19 protein-coding genes are annotated in these 19854 nt (G+C 61.8%); 12 read left to right on the top strand and 7 right to left on the bottom strand.

Translation table 11 applies throughout. The features are described from left to right. The first annotated feature begins 93 nt into the window (after positions 1-93). On the top strand, positions 94-1617 hold the full coding sequence (locus BBI10_RS23610; protein ID WP_065992238.1) for a fumarate hydratase: 1524 nt from the start codon (positions 94-96) through the stop codon (positions 1615-1617). A 74-nt stretch (positions 1618-1691) separates the two neighbouring features. On the opposite strand, the gene BBI10_RS23605 is transcribed toward BBI10_RS23610, so the two are convergent. The 3 genes from BBI10_RS23605 to BBI10_RS23595 all read right to left on the bottom strand — a co-directional run bounded on the left by BBI10_RS23605 (position 1692) and on the right by BBI10_RS23595 (position 4428). Further along, a complete protein-coding gene (locus BBI10_RS23605) occupies positions 1692-2849 on the bottom strand; it encodes a phospholipase D-like domain-containing protein (RefSeq protein ID WP_065992236.1) in 1158 nt (385 codons plus the stop codon). A 149-nt stretch (positions 2850-2998) separates the two neighbouring features. After that, complete coding sequence (locus BBI10_RS23600) at positions 2999-3337, bottom strand: amidase (protein WP_065992234.1); 339 nt, start codon at positions 3335-3337, stop codon at positions 2999-3001. Next, positions 3334-4428: a serine hydrolase domain-containing protein gene (locus BBI10_RS23595; RefSeq protein WP_065992232.1), complete on the bottom strand. Its 1095-nt coding sequence runs from the start codon at positions 4426-4428 to the stop codon at positions 3334-3336. The genes BBI10_RS23600 and BBI10_RS23595 overlap by 4 nt, the downstream gene beginning before the upstream one ends. Positions 4429-4622: 194 nt before the next feature. Here BBI10_RS23595 and olsB point away from each other — a divergent pair, with 194 nt between their 5' ends. Both olsB and BBI10_RS23585 read left to right on the top strand, forming a co-directional pair. Next, complete coding sequence (gene olsB / locus BBI10_RS23590) at positions 4623-5378, top strand: L-ornithine N(alpha)-acyltransferase (RefSeq protein ID WP_065992230.1); 756 nt, start codon at positions 4623-4625, stop codon at positions 5376-5378. Further along, positions 5378-6166 (top strand): lysophospholipid acyltransferase family protein, encoded by a 789-nt coding sequence (locus BBI10_RS23585; RefSeq protein ID WP_065992228.1) that lies wholly within the window; start codon positions 5378-5380, stop codon positions 6164-6166. The genes olsB and BBI10_RS23585 overlap by 1 nt, the downstream gene beginning before the upstream one ends. Here BBI10_RS23585 and BBI10_RS23580 read toward each other — a convergent pair. After that, positions 6127-6723, bottom strand: coding sequence for an ACP phosphodiesterase (locus BBI10_RS23580; protein WP_065992226.1), 597 nt, complete (start codon positions 6721-6723; stop codon positions 6127-6129). The two genes, BBI10_RS23585 and BBI10_RS23580, sit on opposite strands and share 40 nt — an antisense overlap. A gap of 278 nt (positions 6724-7001) precedes the next feature. On the opposite strand from BBI10_RS23580, the gene BBI10_RS23575 reads away from it, so the two are divergent. From BBI10_RS23575 to BBI10_RS23565, 3 genes are read left to right on the top strand one after another with little or no spacing between them, the layout of a single operon-like run. Beyond that, positions 7002-7310: an ArsR/SmtB family transcription factor gene (locus BBI10_RS23575; protein ID WP_065992224.1), complete on the top strand. Its 309-nt coding sequence runs from the start codon at positions 7002-7004 to the stop codon at positions 7308-7310. Positions 7311-7340: 30 nt separating this feature from the next. Beyond that, entirely contained in the window at positions 7341-8507 is a 1167-nt protein-coding gene (locus BBI10_RS23570; protein ID WP_065992222.1) for an MFS transporter, read from the top strand. 58 nt (positions 8508-8565) lie between these two features. Then, on the top strand, positions 8566-9615 hold the full coding sequence (locus tag BBI10_RS23565; RefSeq protein ID WP_065992220.1) for an alkene reductase: 1050 nt from the start codon (positions 8566-8568) through the stop codon (positions 9613-9615). A 563-nt stretch (positions 9616-10178) separates the two neighbouring features. Here BBI10_RS23565 and BBI10_RS23560 read toward each other — a convergent pair. The 3 genes from BBI10_RS23560 to BBI10_RS23550 all read right to left on the bottom strand — a co-directional run bounded on the left by BBI10_RS23560 (position 10179) and on the right by BBI10_RS23550 (position 13087). Then, complete coding sequence (locus BBI10_RS23560; RefSeq protein WP_065992218.1) at positions 10179-11033, bottom strand: ATPase; 855 nt, start codon at positions 11031-11033, stop codon at positions 10179-10181. A gap of 67 nt (positions 11034-11100) precedes the next feature. Continuing rightward, entirely contained in the window at positions 11101-12099 is a 999-nt protein-coding gene (locus BBI10_RS23555; protein ID WP_065992217.1) for an NAD-dependent epimerase/dehydratase family protein, read from the bottom strand. Positions 12100-12187: 88 nt separating this feature from the next. Then, positions 12188-13087: a LysR family transcriptional regulator ArgP gene (locus tag BBI10_RS23550; protein ID WP_065992216.1), complete on the bottom strand. Its 900-nt coding sequence runs from the start codon at positions 13085-13087 to the stop codon at positions 12188-12190. Between the two features lie 106 nt (positions 13088-13193). Between BBI10_RS23550 and BBI10_RS23545 the strand changes: the two genes are divergently transcribed. The 6 genes from BBI10_RS23545 to BBI10_RS23520 all read left to right on the top strand — a co-directional run bounded on the left by BBI10_RS23545 (position 13194) and on the right by BBI10_RS23520 (position 19773). Continuing rightward, positions 13194-13592 carry an ACT domain-containing protein gene (locus BBI10_RS23545; RefSeq protein ID WP_065992215.1) on the top strand — a complete coding sequence of 133 codons (399 nt, stop codon included), beginning with the start codon at positions 13194-13196 and terminating at the stop codon, positions 13590-13592. 36 nt (positions 13593-13628) lie between these two features. After that, on the top strand, positions 13629-14231 hold the full coding sequence (locus BBI10_RS23540) for a LysE/ArgO family amino acid transporter (protein ID WP_065992214.1): 603 nt from the start codon (positions 13629-13631) through the stop codon (positions 14229-14231). Between the two features lie 202 nt (positions 14232-14433). Beyond that, on the top strand, positions 14434-15030 hold the full coding sequence (locus BBI10_RS23535) for a superoxide dismutase (protein ID WP_065992213.1): 597 nt from the start codon (positions 14434-14436) through the stop codon (positions 15028-15030). Positions 15031-15342: 312 nt separating this feature from the next. Continuing rightward, positions 15343-17394 carry a putative bifunctional diguanylate cyclase/phosphodiesterase gene (locus BBI10_RS23530; RefSeq protein WP_065992207.1) on the top strand — a complete coding sequence of 684 codons (2052 nt, stop codon included), beginning with the start codon at positions 15343-15345 and terminating at the stop codon, positions 17392-17394. Positions 17395-17609: 215 nt separating this feature from the next. After that, entirely contained in the window at positions 17610-18965 is a 1356-nt protein-coding gene (locus BBI10_RS23525; RefSeq protein ID WP_065992202.1) for an imelysin family protein, read from the top strand. A 268-nt stretch (positions 18966-19233) separates the two neighbouring features. Further along, positions 19234-19773: an AP2/ERF family transcription factor gene (locus BBI10_RS23520; RefSeq protein WP_065992198.1), complete on the top strand. Its 540-nt coding sequence runs from the start codon at positions 19234-19236 to the stop codon at positions 19771-19773. The last annotated feature ends 81 nt before the right edge of the window (positions 19774-19854 follow it).

Below are 19854 nucleotides of genomic sequence, written 5' to 3'. Positions count from 1 at the left end.
CTGACGCCTGATCAAGATGCTTTCATCCGGCCCAAGCGGTCCCGTCGCCACCCGCAATTCGAATGTTCCCGCCAAATCAGAGGAGCGCGCCCAATGACCGTGATCAAGCAAGATGACCTGATCCAGAGTGTCGCTGACGCCTTGCAGTTCATTTCTTACTACCACCCCGTTGATTTCATCCAGGCCATGCACGAGGCCTACCTGCGAGAAGAGTCGCCCGCCGCACGCGACTCCATGGCCCAGATCCTGATCAATTCGCGCATGTGCGCCACCGGTCACCGGCCAATCTGCCAGGACACCGGCATTGTGACCGTGTTCGTCCGCGTCGGCATGGACGTGCGCTGGGATGGCGCGACCATGGGCCTGGACGACATGATCAACGAAGGCGTGCGTCGCGCCTACAACCTGCCGGAAAACGTCCTGCGCGCCTCGATCCTCGCCGATCCGGCCGGCGCCCGCAAGAACACCAAGGACAACACACCTGCGGTCATTCACTACTCCATCGTTCCGGGTAATACCGTGGAAGTGGACGTGGCGGCCAAGGGCGGCGGTTCGGAAAACAAATCGAAAATGGCGATGCTCAACCCGTCCGACTCCATCGTCGACTGGGTGCTGAAAACCGTGCCGACCATGGGCGCCGGCTGGTGCCCACCCGGCATGCTCGGCATCGGCATCGGCGGTACGGCCGAGAAAGCGGCGGTCATGGCCAAGGAAGTCTTGATGGAATCCATCGACATCCACGAGCTCAAGGCGCGCGGCCCGTCGAACCGTCTGGAAGAAATGCGTCTGGAGCTGTTCGAGAAGGTCAACCAGCTGGGCATCGGCGCCCAGGGCCTCGGCGGTCTGACCACCGTGCTAGACGTCAAGATCATGGATTACCCGACCCACGCAGCGTCCTTGCCGGTCTGCATGATCCCTAACTGCGCCGCCACCCGCCATGCCCACTTCGTCCTCGACGGCTCCGGCCCGGCTTCGCTGGAAGCGCCACCGCTGGACGCCTACCCCGAGATCGTCTGGGAAGCCGGCCCGTCGGCGCGCCGTGTCAACCTCGACACGCTGACGCCGCAAGACGTGCAGAGCTGGAAGCCGGGCGAAACCGTCCTGCTCAACGGCAAAATGCTCACCGGTCGCGATGCTGCGCACAAGCGCATGGTCGAGATGCTGAACAAGGGCGAAACCCTGCCGGTAGACCTGAAGGGCCGCTTCATCTATTACGTCGGCCCGGTTGATCCGGTCGGTGACGAAGTGGTGGGGCCTGCCGGGCCGACCACCGCGACGCGGATGGACAAGTTCACCCGCCAGATCCTTGAGCAGACCGGCCTGTTGGGTATGATCGGCAAATCCGAGCGCGGCCCGACCGCCATCGAGGCGATCAAGGACAACAAAGCGGTTTACCTGATGGCCGTTGGCGGCGCCGCTTATCTGGTCGCTCAGGCGATCAAGAAGTCGCAAGTGCTGGCGTTCCCGGAGCTGGGCATGGAAGCGATCTACGAGTTCGAGGTCAAGGACATGCCCGTCACGGTTGCCGTCGACAGCAAGGGCGAGTCGGTTCACATCACCGGCCCCGCCATCTGGCAGAAGAAGATCAGTGAAAGCCTGGCGGTGGAAGTGCAGTAAGCGTTTCAATCGCTAAAACGAAAAAGCCCGACCTGCATGTCGGGCTTTTTTGTGGGCGATGGTTGCGGAGGCGTTTACCCCCGCCGATCCAGCACGTTCACCACCAGCCGATCCAGCCATCCCCATACGCGTTCCTGAACCCGTCGCCACAGCGGTCTGGATTTCCAGCCGTCCAGGGTGATTTCACTGCTCACGGCAAAATCCTGGGTGAAGCTGGCGGCCACGGCACGGGTCAGCGCGGGGTCGATCGCTTCGAGGTTGGCTTCCAGGTTGAAGCGCAGGTTCCAGTGATCGAAGTTGCATGAGCCGACGCTGACCCAGTCGTCGATCAGCACCATCTTCAAGTGCAGGAAGCACGGCTGGTATTCGAAGATTTGCACCCCGGCCTTGAGCAAGCGCGGGTAATAACGGTGGCCAGCGTAGCGAACCGAAGGGTGATCGGTGCGCGGACCGGTGAGCAGCAGGCGCACATCGACGCCCCGAGAGGCCGCTCGGCGCAAGGCACGGCGGACTTTCCAGGTCGGCAGGAAATACGGCGTCGCCAGCCAGATGCGCGTCTTGCTGGTGTTCAGTGCACGCACCAGTGACTGCACGATATCCCGGTGCTGACGGGAATCGGCATAGGCCACACGACCCAGCCCATTCCCGCTGACGGGTGCCTTGGGCAGACGCGGCAGACCGAAGTTTTCCGCAGGCCGCCATGCTCGCCGCCGAGGGTTGGCGTGGAACTGGCGGTCGAACAACGCTTGCCAGTCGATCACCAGCGGCCCGCGAATCTCGACCATCACCTCATGCCACTCGCTGCTGTTCAGGTCCGGGCGCCAGAACTCGTCGGTGACACCCGTCCCGCCCACCACCGCCAGCTCTTTGTCGACCAGCAGCAGTTTGCGGTGGTCGCGGTAGAGGTTTCGAAAGCCACGCCGCCAATGGACGGGATTATAGAAACGCAGAATCACGCCAGCGTCGGTCAGGCGCTTGCGCAGACTGATCGTGAACGCCGCGGCGCCGAAACCATCGAACAGACACCTCACGATGACCCCGCGATTCGCCGCACCGACCAGCGCCTGCACGATCGCCTCGGCGCAGGCCCCGGCTTCCACCAGATACAGTTCGAGCTCGATTTGCTGCTGCGCGCCTTCAATCGCAGCGATCATGCGCGGGAAGAACGCCGGGCCGTCGATCAGCAGGTTGAACTGGTTTTCCTCGCGCCACGGAAAAATCGCGCCCCTCATGAGCGGGCCGGCCGGGCGTTCAAAGCAGAGGCGTCAGCGACGAGGACCGCGAGGGCAAGCGAGGTGGGAAGGCGAATGGACATGCGGACTCCAGAGGGTGCGATGCGCAACCCTATCCGGCTGTCTGACCGCACGCAAACTTCAACGTTCTACGGCACCGGCGGCGACAAACGACAGCCCTGGCGCGGGCCCTCCCACTGCGCTGCGCTCTCGCGGCCCAGCCCTGTCGCAGTGATGCGCTTGTTCAGCGCGTCTTCGTCGAGGGTGCTCGGCAGCCACTGCTTCACGTAGCGGCGGCAATAGTTTGCAGGGTTATCCATGACGAAGCGGCACGAGCAATATTCTTTGGCGGTGTAGGCGCTGATGATGCTGGGGAATACCTGCAGCTGAACGCGCCAGTCCCATATCAGGCCGGCAATGATCAGCAGCACCAGTATGAAGAAGCTGCGGAACGGGCGGCGTCGGATGAATGCCTTGCGAGCGTTCATTGATTACCCTCCCCGGCCACGGCCTTCAGCGCCAGCTTGAGCAACTGGTTGTGGTCATAAGTGCCGTCGCGATCGTCGGCGTAGCGAACGATCACCAGCTTCGCGCTGGGGATCACGTACAGCGCCTGCCCCCAATGGCCGAGTGCGGCGAAGGTGTCGGGAGGTGCGTCGGGCCACGGACCGAGGTTGCCGTCGGCGGTCTTGTTCAGCCACCAGTGACCGCCGGGGGCTTCATCGGCCGGGGTCTGGGTAAGGGATTTGAACGGCGTCAGGTTGAAATCAACCCAGGCCTTGGGCATCAACTGGCGGTCTTGCCAGCGTCCGCCGCGTTCCATCAGCAGACCGATGCGCGCAAGGTCACGGGCCGTCATGTACGCGTAGGACGACCCGACAAAAGTGCCGGTGGCGTCGCGCTCCCATGTGGCGCTGGTGATGCCCAGCGGGTCGAACAAGGCGGTCCAGGGGTAATCAGCGTAGGCGCGTTCACCCACCATGCCTTTCAGCGCAGCGGCGAGGACGGTGCTGTCGCCGCTGGAATAGCGGTATGAAGTGCCCGGCGCACTGGCGGTGCCGTGCTCAGCGGTGTATCGCGCCATGTCGCCCCGCCCTCGGGTATAGAGCATCGCGACGACCGACGAGTTGAGCGGCGCGTATTCATAATCTTCCTGCCAGTCGAGCCCCGAAGCCCAGTGCAGCAGGTCCTGAAGTTTGATATCGGGATGCGCGCTGAAAGGCGGGTAGAACCTGGCGACGGCGTCTTCAAGCTTGAAACGGCCTTCACCAAAGGCGACGCCCAGCACGCTCGCCAGAATGCTTTTGCTGATCGACCAAGTCAGGTGCGGGGTGTCTGCACGGGTCACGCCGCCGTAGCGTTCATACACCACTTCACCGTCGTGAATGATCAGCAGCGCGTCTGTGCGCACGCCTTCGCGGGAGGCTTCGTCGCGGGCCGGGAAGGCATAGCTGTCCAGAGCGGTGACTGCATTATTTCGATTGAGCAGTCGCTCGGACCAATCCGGCGCAGGCCAGGTTTCGGCAGCGGCCGAACAGCTGATGAGGACCAGCGCAAGGGTGAACAGCAGACGGGTCATGGAGGGGACTCGGGCTCGGATGCAGGCAACCTAGCAGGCAATGATGACAGCCCATTGAACGCAAACCCCTGTCACGCAACCATCACCAAAGCTTAATGGTCGTGACACGGCCCCTCCCTAGCCTGAATTCGTACAGCAATGCTCGAACAATCAGTCGACCCGCCTGGACGAAGGCGGGATTACGGAGATGCCGCATGACTCAGATCGCCAGCATTCGAGACACCCGAACCGAACGTCGCCTGCAGGCAGAACGCCTGACCGGTGATAAGGCCCTGCAGGAAGCACAGGCTTTGCGCTTCAGTGTGTTCAGTGGCGAATTCAACGCCAGGCTCAAGGGCGCCGAGCTGGGCCTGGATATCGATGATTACGACGTTCACTGCATGCACATCGGCGTGCGCGATCTGAGCAGCGGTCGCCTGGTAGCCACCACCCGTTTGCTTGACCACAAGGCCGCCAGCACCCTGGGCAAATTCTACAGCGAAGAAGAATTCAGCCTGCACGGCCTGCGCCATTTACAGGGCCCGATCCTGGAATTGGGCCGGACCTGTGTCGATCCCTCCTACCGCAACGGCGGCACCATCGCCGTACTCTGGAGCGAACTGGCCGAGATCCTCAACGAAGGCGGCTACAGCTACCTGATGGGCTGCGCCAGCATTCCGATGCAGGACGGCGGCATTCAGGCCCACGCGATCATGCAACGCCTGCGCGAACGTTATCTGTGCAACGAACACCTGCGCGCCGAACCGAAGAATCCCCTGCCGACGCTGGACCTGCCCAACAACGTGATCTGCGAGATGCCGCCCCTGCTCAAGGCTTACATGCGCCTGGGCGCGAAGATCTGTGGCGAGCCGTGCTGGGACGAAGATTTCCAGGTCGCCGACGTCTTCATCCTTCTCAAGCGCGACGAGCTGTGCCCACGCTATGCTCGCCACTTCAAGGCAGCGGTGTGATGAGCACCTGGCGCAGTCATGCGCGCGTGGTGCGGGTGCTCTGGGTGATTGCGCTGGGCTTGAGCATCGCCGGCACCTTTGCCCTGATGGAACGCCTGCGCATCGGCAATTCCATGGCCCGTCGCCAGCGCTGGACAGCCTGGCTCATGGCGCGCCTGAGTGCCGCGCTGCCGTTTCGCGTGACCGTCAGCGGCAAGCTGCCGAGCGAGCCGATGTTGTGGGTGAGCAATCACGTGTCGTGGACCGACATCCCGCTGCTGGGCATGCTGGCGCCGCTGTCGTTCCTGTCCAAGGCCGAAGTGCGCACCTGGCCGGTGGCGGGCTGGCTGGCCTTGAAAGCCGGCACACTGTTCATTCGCCGGGGCTCGGGCGACAGCAAGCTGATTCAGAAGCAGATGGGCCAGCACTTGCTGGGCAGGCATTCGCTGGTGATCTTCCCCGAGGGCACCACCACCGACGGTCGTAGCTTGCGTACCTTCCACGGCCGCCTGTTGTCGAGCGCCATTGAAACCGGCGTGCCGGTACAGCCTGTTGCCATTCAATACGTGCGGGACGGCCAGCCGGATCAGATCGCGCCGTTCATAGGCGACGACGACCTGCTCTCACACCTGCGTCGGCTGTTCGCAAATGAAGTGAGTGAAGTGCATATCCAGCTCCTCTCGCCAATCGCTTCCCAGGGGAAAGAACGCGCAGCGCTGGCGTTCGAAGCGCAGCAGGCGGTACAGGTCGCGCTGTTCGGTGAGGCGGTTCAACCGGCGATGGTGCGTTCCGCCGCCAAGGCCGCCTGAGCAAACGCCTGAAGTTCAGGATAAAACGCGCTGAAATCGTCACTCAGTGGTCGATACAGCGCGTGCAACTCTTGGTTGACCCCGGCCAGCCCTTCCGGCCGTGTCAGGCGACGCGAGATGCCAGCCAGCGCATCACCCACCACCGAAAATTCACGGTACGAACCCAGCCAGTCCTGCGCCGCCATGCGAGGCGCAATCAACGCGAGACGCTCCGGCAACGCGGGCTCTTCGGCCAGCACGCGGTAAACCTTACGCGTGAAGCCATCCAGCGGCTCGTCGGAATACAGGTGCCAGTCCCGCGCTAGGCAATGGTCGAAAAACACATCCAGAGCAATGCCGGCATAGCGACGACGGCCATCGGGAAAACGCCCCAGTGCCTGCTTGATAAGCGGGTGCGAATCAGTGAATGCATCGATTCGCCGGTGCAGACGAATCGCGCTTTCGATGTCTGCCGAGAAGCGCCCCGGCAGCAGGCCTTTTACGAAGTCGCCGTACAGGCTGCCCAGCAATTGGGCCGGCGTCTGCCCGCCGAGGTGCAGGTGTGCGAGGTAATTCATGGTTGTTGCCTATTGCTGCGAGCCTTTTTTCTGCGCCTGAGTCCGCCGAATGTGCGGGGACTCATGCGCAATGACGCTCGTACAGTCGCCACATTCCCTGCGCCTGTAAAGCGGGAATGCCCGTCAACGCTCTACCAACAGATCAGCCCAGCGCCATATCGTTATAACCCGATATAACGAACCAGCCCGTCCTAAGCACTTATTCATATTTGTATATCGCGATTTATAGATATAAGGTTCGCCCCATCGCGATACAGCGCACCTGCACTGAGCACGACATGCCTACTGACATCGATATCGACGAAATCATCAAAGCCCTCGCCCACCCGGTTCGCCGGCAGATTCTGGACTGGCTCAAAGACCCGGTTACGACTTTCCCCGATCAGCGTCACACCATTGATGGCGGTGTGTGTGCGGGGCAGATCGACCAGCGCGCCGGTCTGTCGCAGTCGACCGTTTCTGCCCATCTGGCCACATTGCAAAGGGCCGGTCTGATCACCAACCAGAAACACGGCCAGTGGCATTTTTTCAAGCGCAACGAAGACGTCATTCAGGCGTTCTTGCAGCAACTGACGCAGCGGCTCTGAGCCCTTCGCCCCACATCCAGGAGACGCAACGTGCCCCTTTCACTACTCATTCTGGCCCTGAGCGCCTTTGCCATCGGGACGACCGAATTCGTCATCATGGGCTTGCTTCCCGACGTCGCCAGCGATCTGGGCGTCAGCATTCCCGGTGCCGGCTGGCTGGTGACCGGCTACGCCCTGGGCGTTGCAATCGGCGCGCCGTTCATGGCGATGGCCACCGCCAAGTTGCCGCGCAAAGGCGCATTGGTCACGTTGATGGGCGTCTTCATCATCGGCAATCTGCTCTGCGCGCTGGCGGCGGACTACAACATTCTGATGTTCGCCCGCGTGGTCACCGCGCTGTGCCATGGCGCGTTCTTCGGCATCGGGTCGGTGGTAGCGGCAAATCTGGTCCCGGCCAATCGTCGCGCTTCGGCCGTCGCGCTGATGTTCACCGGCCTGACCCTGGCCAACGTCCTCGGCGTCCCGTTGGGCACTGCACTGGGACAACAGGCCGGCTGGCGCTCGACCTTCTTCGCGGTGACGGTGATTGGCGTCATCGCCTTCATCGGCCTGATTCGCTTCCTGCCGAGCAAGCGCGATGAAGAGAAACTCGACATGCGCGCCGAGCTGGCCGCGCTCAAAGGCGTGGGCATCTGGCTGTCGCTGAGCATGACCGCGCTGTTCGCCGCCTCTGTGTTCGCCCTCTTCACCTACGTTGCGCCACTGTTGGGCGAAGTCACCGGCGTCTCGCCGCTGGGCGTGACCTGGACGCTGATGCTCATCGGCCTCGGCCTGACGCTGGGCAATATCATCGGCGGCAAACTCGCCGACCGCCGACTGGCCGCCACGCTAATCGGCGTGTTCATCGCCATGGCAGTGATCTCCACGGTGCTGAGCTGGACCAGCACGGCGCTGATCCCGGCTGAAATCACCCTGTTCCTCTGGGCCACCGCTGCGTTCGCCGCCGTGCCTGCCTTGCAGATCAACGTGGTGACCTTCGGCAAGGCCGCGCCCAATCTGGTGTCCACCCTGAACATCGGCGCCTTCAACGTGGGCAATGCGCTGGGCGCCTGGGTCGGCGGCAGCGTCATCGCCCATGGCTTCGGCCTGACCACCGTGCCTCTGGCTGCTGGCGTTCTGGCGGTGCTGGCGCTACTGGTTACGTTGATCAATTTCCGTCAGCGCAACGATGTCGAAATGGCCCCTGTGACCAACTGATTCCCCGAATTTGAAACCTGCGGATCCACCTTTTACCGACTGCACTAAGGATTTCACGATGACTACGATTTTTGACCCGATCAAGATGGGTGACCTGGAACTGACCAACCGCATCATCATGGCGCCGCTGACCCGCTGCCGCGCCGACGAAGGCCGCGTGCCCAACGCGATGATGGCCGAGTATTACGTTCAGCGCGCCTCGGCTGGTCTGATCATCAGCGAAGCCACTTCGGTCATGCCCATGGGCGTTGGCTACCCCGACACCCCGGGCATCTGGTCGAACGATCAAGTGCGCGGCTGGGCCAACGTCACCAAAGCCGTGCATGCCGCCGGTGGCAAGATCGTGCTGCAACTGTGGCACGTGGGTCGCGTTTCCCACCCGACTTACCTGAACGGCGAAACCCCGGTCGCACCGAGCGCCATCCAGCCAAAAGGCCACGTGAGCCTGGTGCGTCCGCTGTCTGACTTCGTCATCCCTCGCGCACTGGAACTGGCTGAAATCGAAGAGATCGTCGACGCCTACCGCGTCGGTGCCGAGAACGCCAAGGCCGCCGGCTTTGACGGCGTAGAGATCCACGGCGCCAACGGTTACCTGCTCGACCAGTTCCTGCAGACCAGCACCAACACCCGCACCGATGCCTACGGCGGCTCGCTGGAAAACCGCGCACGCCTGCTGCTGGAAGTGACCGACGCCGCCGTTGACGTCTGGGGCGCTGGCCGTGTCGGCGTGCACCTGGCACCCCGCGCTGACGCGCACGACATGGGCGACGCCAACCTGGCAGAGACCTTCACCTACGTCGCCCGCGAATTGGGCAAACGCGGCATCGCGTTCATCTGCGCCCGCGAACGTGAACTCGACGACAGCCTGGGCCCACGCCTGAAAGAAGCGTTCGGCGGAGTGTTCATCGCCAACGAGAAATTCACCAAAGAAAGCGCCAACGCCTGGCTGGCGAGCGGCAAGGCGGATGCCGTCGCCTTCGGCGTGCCCTTCATCGCCAATCCCGACCTGCCGGCACGTCTGGCCAAGGATGCCCCGCTGAACGAAGCTCATCCCGAAACCTTCTACGCCAAAGGCGCCGAAGGCTATGTGGATTACCCGACGCTGTAAGCAGGAAGGACGCGGAGCGGCGCGGGCTTTATTCCCACGCGGAGCATGGGAACCATCAGGCCGGTTTTAACCATAAAACTGATGGCGCACTCACTGGCCCCTTCCCGGCTAAAGCCGGTCCCACGAAAAGCGATGCGTGCAGTCAGTGGGACCGGCTTCAGGTGACGCGGAGCGTCACGGGATGCATGCCCACGCGGAGCGTGGGAACGATCAGCGTGCAAAGACCCGTACAACAAGTAGGACCGGCTTCAGCCGGGAAGCTTTTGATCTGCTTTTGATTTGCTTTTGATCTTCCTGCGCAAAAAGCCCAGTCACCGCCAAACGCGACTTGGGTGCAGGCTGAACGCAGGTCTCGCGCAGTGGGCCGAGCCGCAGGGATGCGGCGAGAGCGCCGTCAGGACATGGATGTCCGTTCGGCGCGGGCCCACGGAGCGGGACCGGAGTGAGGGAACCCTGACGAAGGAAGGGCCCAACCAGGAGCAGGCACCCTTGGTTACTTGGGGTGCTTTTCCAAGTAACTCGCCGAAGGCGAAACCCGAGGCCGTTAGGCCGACGCCTTTGATCTACTGCCCCCGCGCATTAATCTGCTGCGACAACGTCTGAATCTGACTCTGCAACGTATTGATCGTCCGCGTCATCTGACCACGAAACGCATCAAACTCCGCCGTGCTGGCACCCGAAGAAGCAGCTACCGGACGATTCTCCAACTCACTTTTCACCACCACCATATCCTGCTCAAGCTGCTCGATCGCCTGACTGCCATTCGCCTTCTTCAGACTCGCCACATCCGCGCTCAAGCCCTTCAACTGCGACTCCAGCCGCTCCTGCTCAGACTGCGCCGACTTGCCATCCGGCATCGCCGCCTTCAACGCCGCCAGCTCCGTGGTCACGGCCTTCACCTGATCCTGCAACTGCTGATTGACCGCCTGCTGCTGCGCACTCTGCGTACTGATCTGCTCCAGCCGCTTGTCCAGCCCGCCCTGCAAACCTGCCACGCCCTGCTGTTGCTTGCTCTGATCAGCCAACTGATCCTGCAACTGCTTGATCTGCGCCTTCAGCGCCTCGCTGCTGCTCGCCATCGACTCGGTGGCCACCACCTTGCCGGAAATATCCTGCAAGCGCCCCGCCGCCTCCTCACTGATCCGCGCGAAGCTTTCCTGCGTCGCCACCAACTGCTGCTCCATCAACGAGACCTGCTGAAAACTCCACCAGCCCAGGCCGCAAAACGCGATAAACAGCACACAGATCAACGCCCACAACGCACCGGTACCGGGCGCCTTCACCTTCACCACCGGCGTATCACGGGAATACACCGTCGTGCGCTCGCGGGCACCCGGTGGCGGCAGAAAGTCATCGTCATCGTCTTTGGCGCTGAGGCTCGGGACGTCATCGACGTCGTCATAGGGATCTTTGCGCATGGATTTACCTTTGAAAAAACCGCTGAATCTGAATGGCTCGCAGTATAACCACGGATGTTGAAGCCTTTTACAACGCGCCGCCGTGCTGGGCTTTCCACCAGCCGCAGAACTCGTCGAGGGCGGTCCACACGCTGACGTCGGGCTGGTAATCCAGATAATGCCTGGCGCGATTGATATCAAGCGTGAAATCCCGGCTCATCACCTGTATCCCGATGCGCGACAGCGTCGGTTCAGGTTGCCCGGGCCAGATCAGGCACGCCGCCTCGTTCATGGCCGCCGCGGTGTACGCCAGGCCGTAAGACCGATAACGCCTGACCGGTGGCAATTCCATCTGGCGCATGACGTAATTGACCACGTCCCAGAGCGGCACCGGCGCGCCATTACTGATGTTGTAGGCCTTGCCCAGCGCCGAACCCGCCGCCAGCAAGCTGCTGAGCAGCGCTTCATTGAGGTTCTGGATGCTGGTGAAATCCACCTTGTTCAAGCCATTGCCGATGATCGACAGCCGCTTCTTCTGCTGCATCTGCAGCAGTCGCGGGAAAATGCTCGTGTCACCTGCGCCCGTCACAAAACGAGGACGCAGGGCGATGACTTCCAGACCGAACTCTTCAGCACCAAATACTTTTTGCTCGGCCAGGTATTTGGTCGCGGCGTAGTGATTGCCGAAGCGCTTGGGCACTTGCTCCTCACGGATATCGAGGTGCGATCGGCCATCGAAATAGATCGAGGGCGAGGACAGATGCACCAACCGCCGGACTCTCTGTTTCAGGCAGGCTTCAACGACGTTTTCGGTGACTTGAACGTTGCCCTGATGGAAGTCCTGGCGTCGTCCCCATGTGCCAACCGCACCCGCGCAATGGACCACGGCTTCGACGTCGTCACACAGCGCATGAACGAGTTCCGGATCGGAAAGATCGCCCTGGATGAACTCGGCCCCGCGCCGCACCAGATGCTCGACACCCTCCGCACGACGGCCGTTGACCCGGACGTTCAAGCCTTGCTCCAGCGCGAAACGCGCGAAGCGTCCGCCAATGAAGCCGCCTGCGCCGGTGACCAGAATTTTCATTGCCTGCTCCGTTTAATCATCTTGTGCCAGTGATCGCCGCGGCTGTTCTGCGACCGAGCCTACAATCTGCTGCGTCGACTACTGACGTTCATTCAGGCTGCAACGGCACCAGCCATTGCCCCGCTTTTTTCGCCAGATGGTCCGTCAGCTCCGTCAGCAAGCGACCGCCATTGCGCCAATGATGCCAGTACAACGGCACATCAATGCAGTGATCGGCCAGCAACTCGACCAGTTGACCGCTCGCCAATTGCCCGCGGACCTGCAATTCCGGCACCAGTCCCCAGCCCATTCCAGCTTCGACCATGCGCATGAAGCCTTCGGACGAGGGACACAAATGATGCTCGAATCCGCCTTCGACGCCCAGCGAAGCGAGGTAGCGGTGCTGCAGGAAATCATCCGGGCCGAACACCAGCGCGGGCGATCGGGCGACCGCTTGCGGCGTCACGCCCTGCGGGAAATGCCGACCAATGAAGTCAGGGCTGGCCAGCGCCCGGTAGCGCATGGCGCCGAGCAACACACTTCGCGCCCCCGCCACCGGCCGTTCACTGCCGCACAGACACGCGGCCACTTCACCGGCGCGCATGCGTTTGAGCCCGACATCCTGATCCTCAACCACGAGATCAGTGAGCAATCGATGCTCGGCGCAGAAGTCCCCGACCGCGAGGGCCCACCAGGTCGCCAGGCTGTCGGCGTTCAGTGCGATGCGCAGGCGCTCGGGCATGCCGCCTTCGTCCAGCGCGGGCACCACGCTTTGCAGATCCCGCTCCAGCAAGCGCACCTGCTGGACATGGTTGAGCAAGCGCCGGCCGATGTCTGTCGGCGTGGGCGGCGTCGCCCGGACCAGTACTGGCTGGCCGACCCGCGCTTCCAGCAGCTTGATGCGCTGGGACACCGCCGACTGCGAAAGGCCAAGCACGTGCGCAGCACGCTCGAAGCCGGCTTGCTCGATCACCGCTGCCAGCGCGGAAAGCAACTTGTAGTCGAACATCAGTTTCTCTAATGGGTGATGAGCTTTATTGGTTTTTCTTATACTCGCTCTCGACTGACAATCGCCACCACTGACTGATGCCCACCTCAACAAACGGCGAATATCAATGACTGGCGAAACCTCCCTCAGCGCGTTGCTGCGCAGCATGGACCCCGAACTGAACGAAGGTGATTACGTGTTCTGCACCGTGGCTGACAGCAGCCACGTGCAAGGTGTCGAGGTGATCGGCAGCTTCCGGGAACGTGAAGGCCTGACCGTCATACTTGAACGCAGCCAGGCGCAGCACTTGGGCCTGGCCAGCGATTACGTCATGGCCTGGATCACCCTGACCGTCCATTCCTCACTCGCGGCCGTCGGACTGACCGCCGCGTTCGCCAGCGCCCTGGGGCAGGCGGGCATCAGTTGCAACGTGGTCGCGGGCTTTTACCACGACCATCTTTTCGTGGGTAAGGACGACGCGCTGGAGGCCATGAGCACGTTGCGCGCACTGGCGACGAGCGCCTGATCCCATCCATCCCTGAACTGATCGAGGCCCGACATCATGTGGCAAAGCTACCTCAATGGCCTGTTGGTTTCCCTCGGGCTGATCATGGCCATCGGCAACCAGAACGCTTACGTGCTGGCGCAAAGTCTGCGTCGCGAACACCACCTGTCCGTGGCCTTGCTGTGCATCGTGTGCGACGCCCTGTTGGTGGCCGCCGGCGTGTTCGGGCTGGCCAATGTGCTGGCCCACAACCCGACGCTTCTGGCGGTGGCGCGCTGGGGCGGAGTGGTGTTTCTGCTGTGGTACGGCGCCATGGCTTTGCGCCGCGCGTTGTCACCGCAGAGCCTCGCCAACGGCGACACCGACGGCCAGCGGTCACGCCGCGCGGTATTGCTGACCGCCCTGGCGGTGACCTTGCTGAACCCGCACGTTTATCTCGACACGGTACTGCTGATCGGCTCGCTCGGCGCGCAGCAAACGGTGCCCGGCGCCTATGTGGCCGGTGCAGCCAGCGCTTCGGTATTGTGGTTTTCGACGCTGGCGATCGGCGCCGCCTGGCTGGCGCCGTGGCTCGCGCGCCCGGCCACCTGGCGCCTGCTGGACCTGATGGTCGCGGTGATGATGTTCAGCGTGGCGGTGCAATTGATCAGAACGGCGTGAAAACCCAAGCCTGCCACTACGCTTTCAGCGCAATGCTCTGGAACCTCTATCCCACACTGTTGTTGCGTGGTTAAGGTCCGGGGCCGGTGCTATGATCCAGCCCCTGCGCTGCAAAGAGTACAAACTCGCCAGCGTAAGTTCTGTCTGGCCGCCCGTGATCGGCCTTGCGCAAACCGCAACTGACCTGATTAGGAGAATTACCATGGCTTTTGAATTGCCTCCGCTGCCGTACGCACATGATGCTCTGGCACCGCACATCTCCAAGGAAACTCTGGAATACCACCACGACAAGCACCACAACACCTACGTCGTGAACCTGAACAACCTGGTGCCAGGCACCGAGTTCGAAGGCAAGACTCTGGAAGAAATCGTCAAGACGTCCTCGGGCGGTATCTTCAACAACGCCGCTCAAGTCTGGAACCACACGTTCTACTGGAACTGCCTGGCGCCAAACGCCGGCGGCCAACCGACCGGCGCTCTGGCTGATGCAATCAACGCTGCGTTCGGTTCCTTCGACAAGTTCAAGGAAGAATTCAGCAAGACCTCCATCGGCACGTTCGGCTCCGGCTGGGGCTGGCTGGTGAAGAAAGCTGACGGTTCCCTGGCACTGGCCAGCACCATCGGCGCCGGCAACCCGATCACCAGCGGCGACACCCCGCTGCTGACGTGCGACGTCTGGGAACACGCTTACTACATCGACTACCGTAACCTGCGTCCAAAGTACGTCGAGGCGTTCTGGAACCTGGTCAACTGGAAGTTCGTTGCCGAGCAGTTCGAAGGCAAAAGCTTCACCGCCTGATGAATGCTTGAATGCTCGAATAAAAAAAAGCCCGGCACGTCCGGTTTTTTTTTTCGCCTTCTGTTTGTCGTTTATGTATTGTCTGGAAGCGATAGCCGACTAATATCAAATTTCGTGCTGATTCAAACGGCTGGGCTCAAGTTCTTCCCGCGGACGACCGACACAGTACGGTTAGCCTGAGTGGTCTGCCTGTTAAGTGTTTTCCCGATTGATGGGGTCAGGCGCAAGCCAGACGCGTCTGATCCGAATGCCTGCATTGCCCGTGCGTGCACACAGTCAGGCCGCTATCAGCATGGATGAAGGAATGGCCATTTGAAGCTGGAACTCAAACACAGCTTGTCGGTGAAGCTGCTTCGCGTTGTGCTGCTTTCAGCGCTGATCGTGGGGGTCGTGCTCAGTTGCGCACAGATCGTCTACGACGCATACAAAACCCGCCAGGCCGTTGCTTCGGACGCAGCGCGTATCCTCGACATGTTTCGCGACCCGTCGACACAGGCCGTCTACAGCCTGGACCGGGAAATGGGCATGCAGGTCATCGAAGGGTTGTTTCAGGACGAAGCGGTGCGACTGGCGTCCATTGGTCATCCCAACGAGACGGTGCTCGCCGAGAAATCCCGCGCCCTCGAAGTCACCCCTACCCGCTGGCTCACCGATCTGATCCTTGGCCAGGAACGCAGCTTCACCACCCAACTGGTCGGCCGCAGCCCGTACAGCGAATACTACGGCGACCTGCGCATCACCCTGGACACCGCCACCTACGGCGAAACCTTCCTCACCAACTCAATGATCATCTTCATCTCCGGCGTGTTGCGCGCGCTGGCGTTGGGTCTGGTCCTGTACCTGGTGTACCACTGGCTGCTGACCAAACCGCTGTCGAGAATCATCGAGCACCTGACTACCATCAACCCCGACCGCCCCAGCGAACACCAACTGCCCCTGCTCAAAGGCCACGAAAAAAACGAGCTGGGGATCTGGGTCAACACCGCCAACCAACTGCTGGCGTCCATCGAGCGCAACACCACCCTGCGCCACGAGGCTGAATCCAGCCTGTTGCGGATGTCCCAATACGACTTCCTCACCGGGCTGCCCAACCGGCTGCAACTGCAGAAGCAACTGGACAAAATCCTCGTCGACGCCGGCAAGGTGCAGCATCGGGTCGCGGTGTTATGCGTCGGGCTGGATGACTTCAAAGGCATCAACGAACAATTCAGCTATCAGGCCGGCGACCAGTTGCTGCTGGCCCTCGCCGATCGATTGCGCGGCCACAGCGGACGCCTCGGCGCCCTCGCCCGTCTGGGCGGCGACCAGTTCGCGCTGGTCCAGGCCGATATCGAACAGCCCTATGAAGCCGCCGAGCTGGCGCAGAACATCCTCGACGATCTGGAGGCGCCGTTCGCTGTTGATCAGCAAGAGATTCGGTTGCGCGCCACGATCGGCATCACTCTGTTCCCCGAAGATGGCGACAGCACCGAGAAGCTGCTGCAGAAAGCCGAACAGACCATGACGCTGGCCAAGACCCGCTCGCGCAATCGCTACCAGTTTTATATCGCCAGCGTCGACAGCGAGATGCGCCGTCGACGTGAGCTGGAGAAGGACCTGCGCGAAGCCATGGCCCGCGAGCAGTTTCATCTGGTCTATCAGCCGCAGATCAGCTACCGCGACCACAGTGTGGTCGGCGTCGAAGCACTGATCCGCTGGATTCACCCGGAACACGGCTTCGTGCCCCCTGACCTGTTCATCCCGTTGGCCGAGCAGAACGGCACCATTATCGCCATCGGCGAGTGGGTGCTGGATCAGGCCTGCAAACAGCTGCGCGAATGGCACGATCAAGGCTTCAGCGACCTGCGCATGGCGGTGAACCTGTCCACCGTGCAGCTGCACCACGCCGAATTGCCGCGGGTGGTGAACAACCTGCTGCAGATCTACCGCTTGCCGCCCCGCAGTCTGGAGCTTGAAGTCACCGAAACCGGCCTGATGGAAGACATCACCACCGCCGCCCAGCACCTGTTGAGCCTGCGCCGCTCCGGGGCGTTGATCGCCATTGATGACTTCGGCACCGGTTATTCATCGCTGAGTTATCTGAAAAGCCTGCCGCTGGACAAGATCAAGATCGACAAGAGCTTCGTGCAGGATTTGCTCGACGACGATGACGACGCGACGATCGTGCGCGCCATCATCCAGCTTGGCAAAAGCCTGGGCATGCAGGTGATTGCCGAGGGTGTGGAGACCGCCGAGCAAGAGGCGTACATCATTTCCGAGGGTTGCCACGAAGGTCAGGGCTATTTTTACAGCAAGCCGCTGCCGGCGCGGGAACTGCTGGTTTACCTCAAGCAAGCCCAGCGCACTCACAGCGAGGCGCTGTAGCACGCCTGCCTTGCGACGAAGAGGCAGCCGTTGCGCGGATTCCCCCTCGCCATTGCGACGCGGCACCTTACCTCTCCCTTGAAACAGCTTGAAATATCTCCCTCAGACTGCCTGGGCAAATGGCCTTTACACCGAATGCAAATCTTTCGCATTATGGCGCAGCATTTTTTGGCGTTCGCCACCGTTTACACCTCTTCTCGATGCAGGATTCCGTCATGATTCGTATGCCCCTGGCAACCGCAAGTCTGCTGGCTGTCGCTATTGCTCTGGCCGGTTGTGATCAAGGCAAGGACAAACCCGCCGCTGCAGCGCCTGCCCCGGCACCTGCCGCAGCCGCCGCCCCAGCCACAGCGCCGACCCCCGCCGCTGCACCGACCCAGTCCAGCGAAGCCGCCACCAAAGCAGTGGTCGCCAACTACGCCAACATGGTATTTGCCGTCTTCAGCGACGCCGAATCCACTGCCAAAACCCTCAGCACGGCAGTCGACGCTTTCCTCGCCACCCCCAATGACCAGACCCTGAAAGCAGCGCGTGCAGCGTGGGTCGCGGCGCGGGTGCCTTACATGCAGAGCGAAGTGTTCCGCTTCGGCAACACCATCATCGATGACTGGGAAGGTCAGGTGAACGCATGGCCGCTGGACGAAGGCTTGATCGACTACGTCGCCAAGGATTACCAGCACGCACTGGGCAACCCGGGCGCGACTGCCAACATCATCGCCAACACGTCCGTGCAAGTGGGTGAGGACAAAGTCGACGTCAGCGAAATCACCCCTGAAAAACTCGCCAGCCTGAACGAGCTCGGCGGTTCGGAAGCCAACGTGGCGACCGGTTACCACGCCATCGAATTCCTGCTCTGGGGCCAGGACCTGCACGGCACCGGCCCGGGCGCCGGCGAGCGTCCGGCCAGCGACTACATCGAAGGCCAGGGCGGCACCGGCGGCCACAACGACCGCCGTCGCGCCTACCTGAAGGCCGTCACCGACCTGCTGGTGAGCGACCTCGAAGAAATGGTCAACAACTGGAAACCGGGCGTCGCCGACAACTACCGCGCCACGCTGGAAGCAGAATCCGCCGAGAGCGGACTGCGCAAAATGCTCTTCGGCATGGGCAGCCTGTCGCTGGGTGAACTGGCAGGCGAACGCATGAAAGTCGCGCTGGAGGCCAATTCCAGCGAGGACGAGCACGATTGCTTCAGTGACAACACCCACAACTCGCACTTCTACAACGGTCTGGGCATCCGCAACGTTTACCTAGGCGAGTACACCCGCGTCGACGGCAGCAAAGTGACTGGCCCAAGCCTGTCTTCGCTGGTGGCCAAGGCCGACGCTGCGACCGACCAGACCGTTCGTGCCGACCTCGACGCGACCCAAGCAAAGCTGCAGGTCATCGTCGACCACGCCAACAAGGGCGAGCATTTCGACCAGCTCATCGCGGCCGGCAATACAGCAGGCAACGAAGTGGTGCGCAACGCCATTGCTGCGTTGGTCAAACAGACCGGGGCCATCGAGCAAGCGGCCGGCAAGCTGGGCATCACCGACCTGAACCCGGACAACGCCGACCACGAGTTCTGATCCCCATCACGTCCGCTTCAAACCCTGTGGGGCCACGCCTTTCGGAGTGAAGCCGGTCCAGCTGCAAACAAATGCCGACCCGACCACGGGCCGGCATTTTTTTCGTCAATCGAAGCTCCAAACCTCACCAAAACCGGCCTTATCCGGGGACCGGTCTGTAAGCTTTGTAGGGCATTTCCTGTTCGCTCCTTGTCGGATTGAACACGCCTCCCCCGCCGCCGATCATGCGCACTTCCTTGACCCCACCCTATCCAGGAGGAGACAGAAAGTGCCCAAGAGAAACAATAAAAGGCGCCGCGTCAGTAAGCTCAAAGCCAACGATTACGGTATCCACCTGCTGGTCGGCGTCAAGGGCCCGCGTGCCTGGAAGGTGACGATCTACCGCGATGGCAGGACCTTCAACCGGCTCTTCTCATTCTCCCGCTACGGGGGCCGTGACCCGGCACGCCAAGCCGCCGACGCGTGCCGTGACCAGTTGCTGCTGGCGCACCTGCCCAAGCTCAGCCGCGACATCCGTCAACGCATCATCGCCACCAACACCAGCGGCTATCCGGGGGTGCATTACCGCTGCTACACCGGCATTGCCTATTGGGTGGCGCGGACCACGCTGCGCAACGGCAGCAGTGTCACCAAGTCGTTCAGGGTCGAGCATTACGGCTACGAGCGGGCCAAGGAGCTGGCGATCCGCGAACGCGAACGGCAGCTCGACGGCATTGGCGATTATCGGTCGTTCAAGGTGGTCGAGGGCGAACGGCGCCTGATGCAGCTGCTCGTGGAAAACCCGGCCCTGGAGATCGCCGGAGCGTGAGATTTACCGACCCGTTGCCTGCGGATGATTTGGTAACAACACGTTACGAGAGGTCCTTCAAACGCTAATCCCTCTTATTCA

This window comes from Pseudomonas graminis (assembly GCF_001705435.1).
GTDB lineage: Bacteria > Pseudomonadota > Gammaproteobacteria > Pseudomonadales > Pseudomonadaceae > Aquipseudomonas > Aquipseudomonas graminis_B.
This window is presented reverse-complemented; position numbering and strand designations above follow the sequence as displayed.

Coding starts and splice junctions, on each gene's coding strand:
- BBI10_RS23610 (WP_065992238.1), top strand. CDS start 94: ATGACCGTGATCAAGCAAGATGACCTGATCCAGAGTGTCGCTGACGCC.
- BBI10_RS23605 (WP_065992236.1), bottom strand. CDS start 2,849: ATGAGGGGCGCGATTTTTCCGTGGCGCGAGGAAAACCAGTTCAACCTG.
- BBI10_RS23600 (WP_065992234.1), bottom strand. CDS start 3,337: ATGAACGCTCGCAAGGCATTCATCCGACGCCGCCCGTTCCGCAGCTTC.
- BBI10_RS23595 (WP_065992232.1), bottom strand. CDS start 4,428: ATGACCCGTCTGCTGTTCACCCTTGCGCTGGTCCTCATCAGCTGTTCG.
- olsB (WP_065992230.1), top strand. CDS start 4,623: ATGACTCAGATCGCCAGCATTCGAGACACCCGAACCGAACGTCGCCTG.
- BBI10_RS23585 (WP_065992228.1), top strand. CDS start 5,378: ATGAGCACCTGGCGCAGTCATGCGCGCGTGGTGCGGGTGCTCTGGGTG.
- BBI10_RS23580 (WP_065992226.1), bottom strand. CDS start 6,723: ATGAATTACCTCGCACACCTGCACCTCGGCGGGCAGACGCCGGCCCAA.
- BBI10_RS23575 (WP_065992224.1), top strand. CDS start 7,002: ATGCCTACTGACATCGATATCGACGAAATCATCAAAGCCCTCGCCCAC.
- BBI10_RS23565 (WP_065992220.1), top strand. CDS start 8,566: ATGACTACGATTTTTGACCCGATCAAGATGGGTGACCTGGAACTGACC.
- BBI10_RS23560 (WP_065992218.1), bottom strand. CDS start 11,033: ATGCGCAAAGATCCCTATGACGACGTCGATGACGTCCCGAGCCTCAGC.
- BBI10_RS23555 (WP_065992217.1), bottom strand. CDS start 12,099: ATGAAAATTCTGGTCACCGGCGCAGGCGGCTTCATTGGCGGACGCTTC.
- BBI10_RS23550 (WP_065992216.1), bottom strand. CDS start 13,087: ATGTTCGACTACAAGTTGCTTTCCGCGCTGGCAGCGGTGATCGAGCAA.
- BBI10_RS23545 (WP_065992215.1), top strand. CDS start 13,194: ATGACTGGCGAAACCTCCCTCAGCGCGTTGCTGCGCAGCATGGACCCC.
- BBI10_RS23540 (WP_065992214.1), top strand. CDS start 13,629: ATGTGGCAAAGCTACCTCAATGGCCTGTTGGTTTCCCTCGGGCTGATC.
- BBI10_RS23535 (WP_065992213.1), top strand. CDS start 14,434: ATGGCTTTTGAATTGCCTCCGCTGCCGTACGCACATGATGCTCTGGCA.
- BBI10_RS23525 (WP_065992202.1), top strand. CDS start 17,610: ATGATTCGTATGCCCCTGGCAACCGCAAGTCTGCTGGCTGTCGCTATT.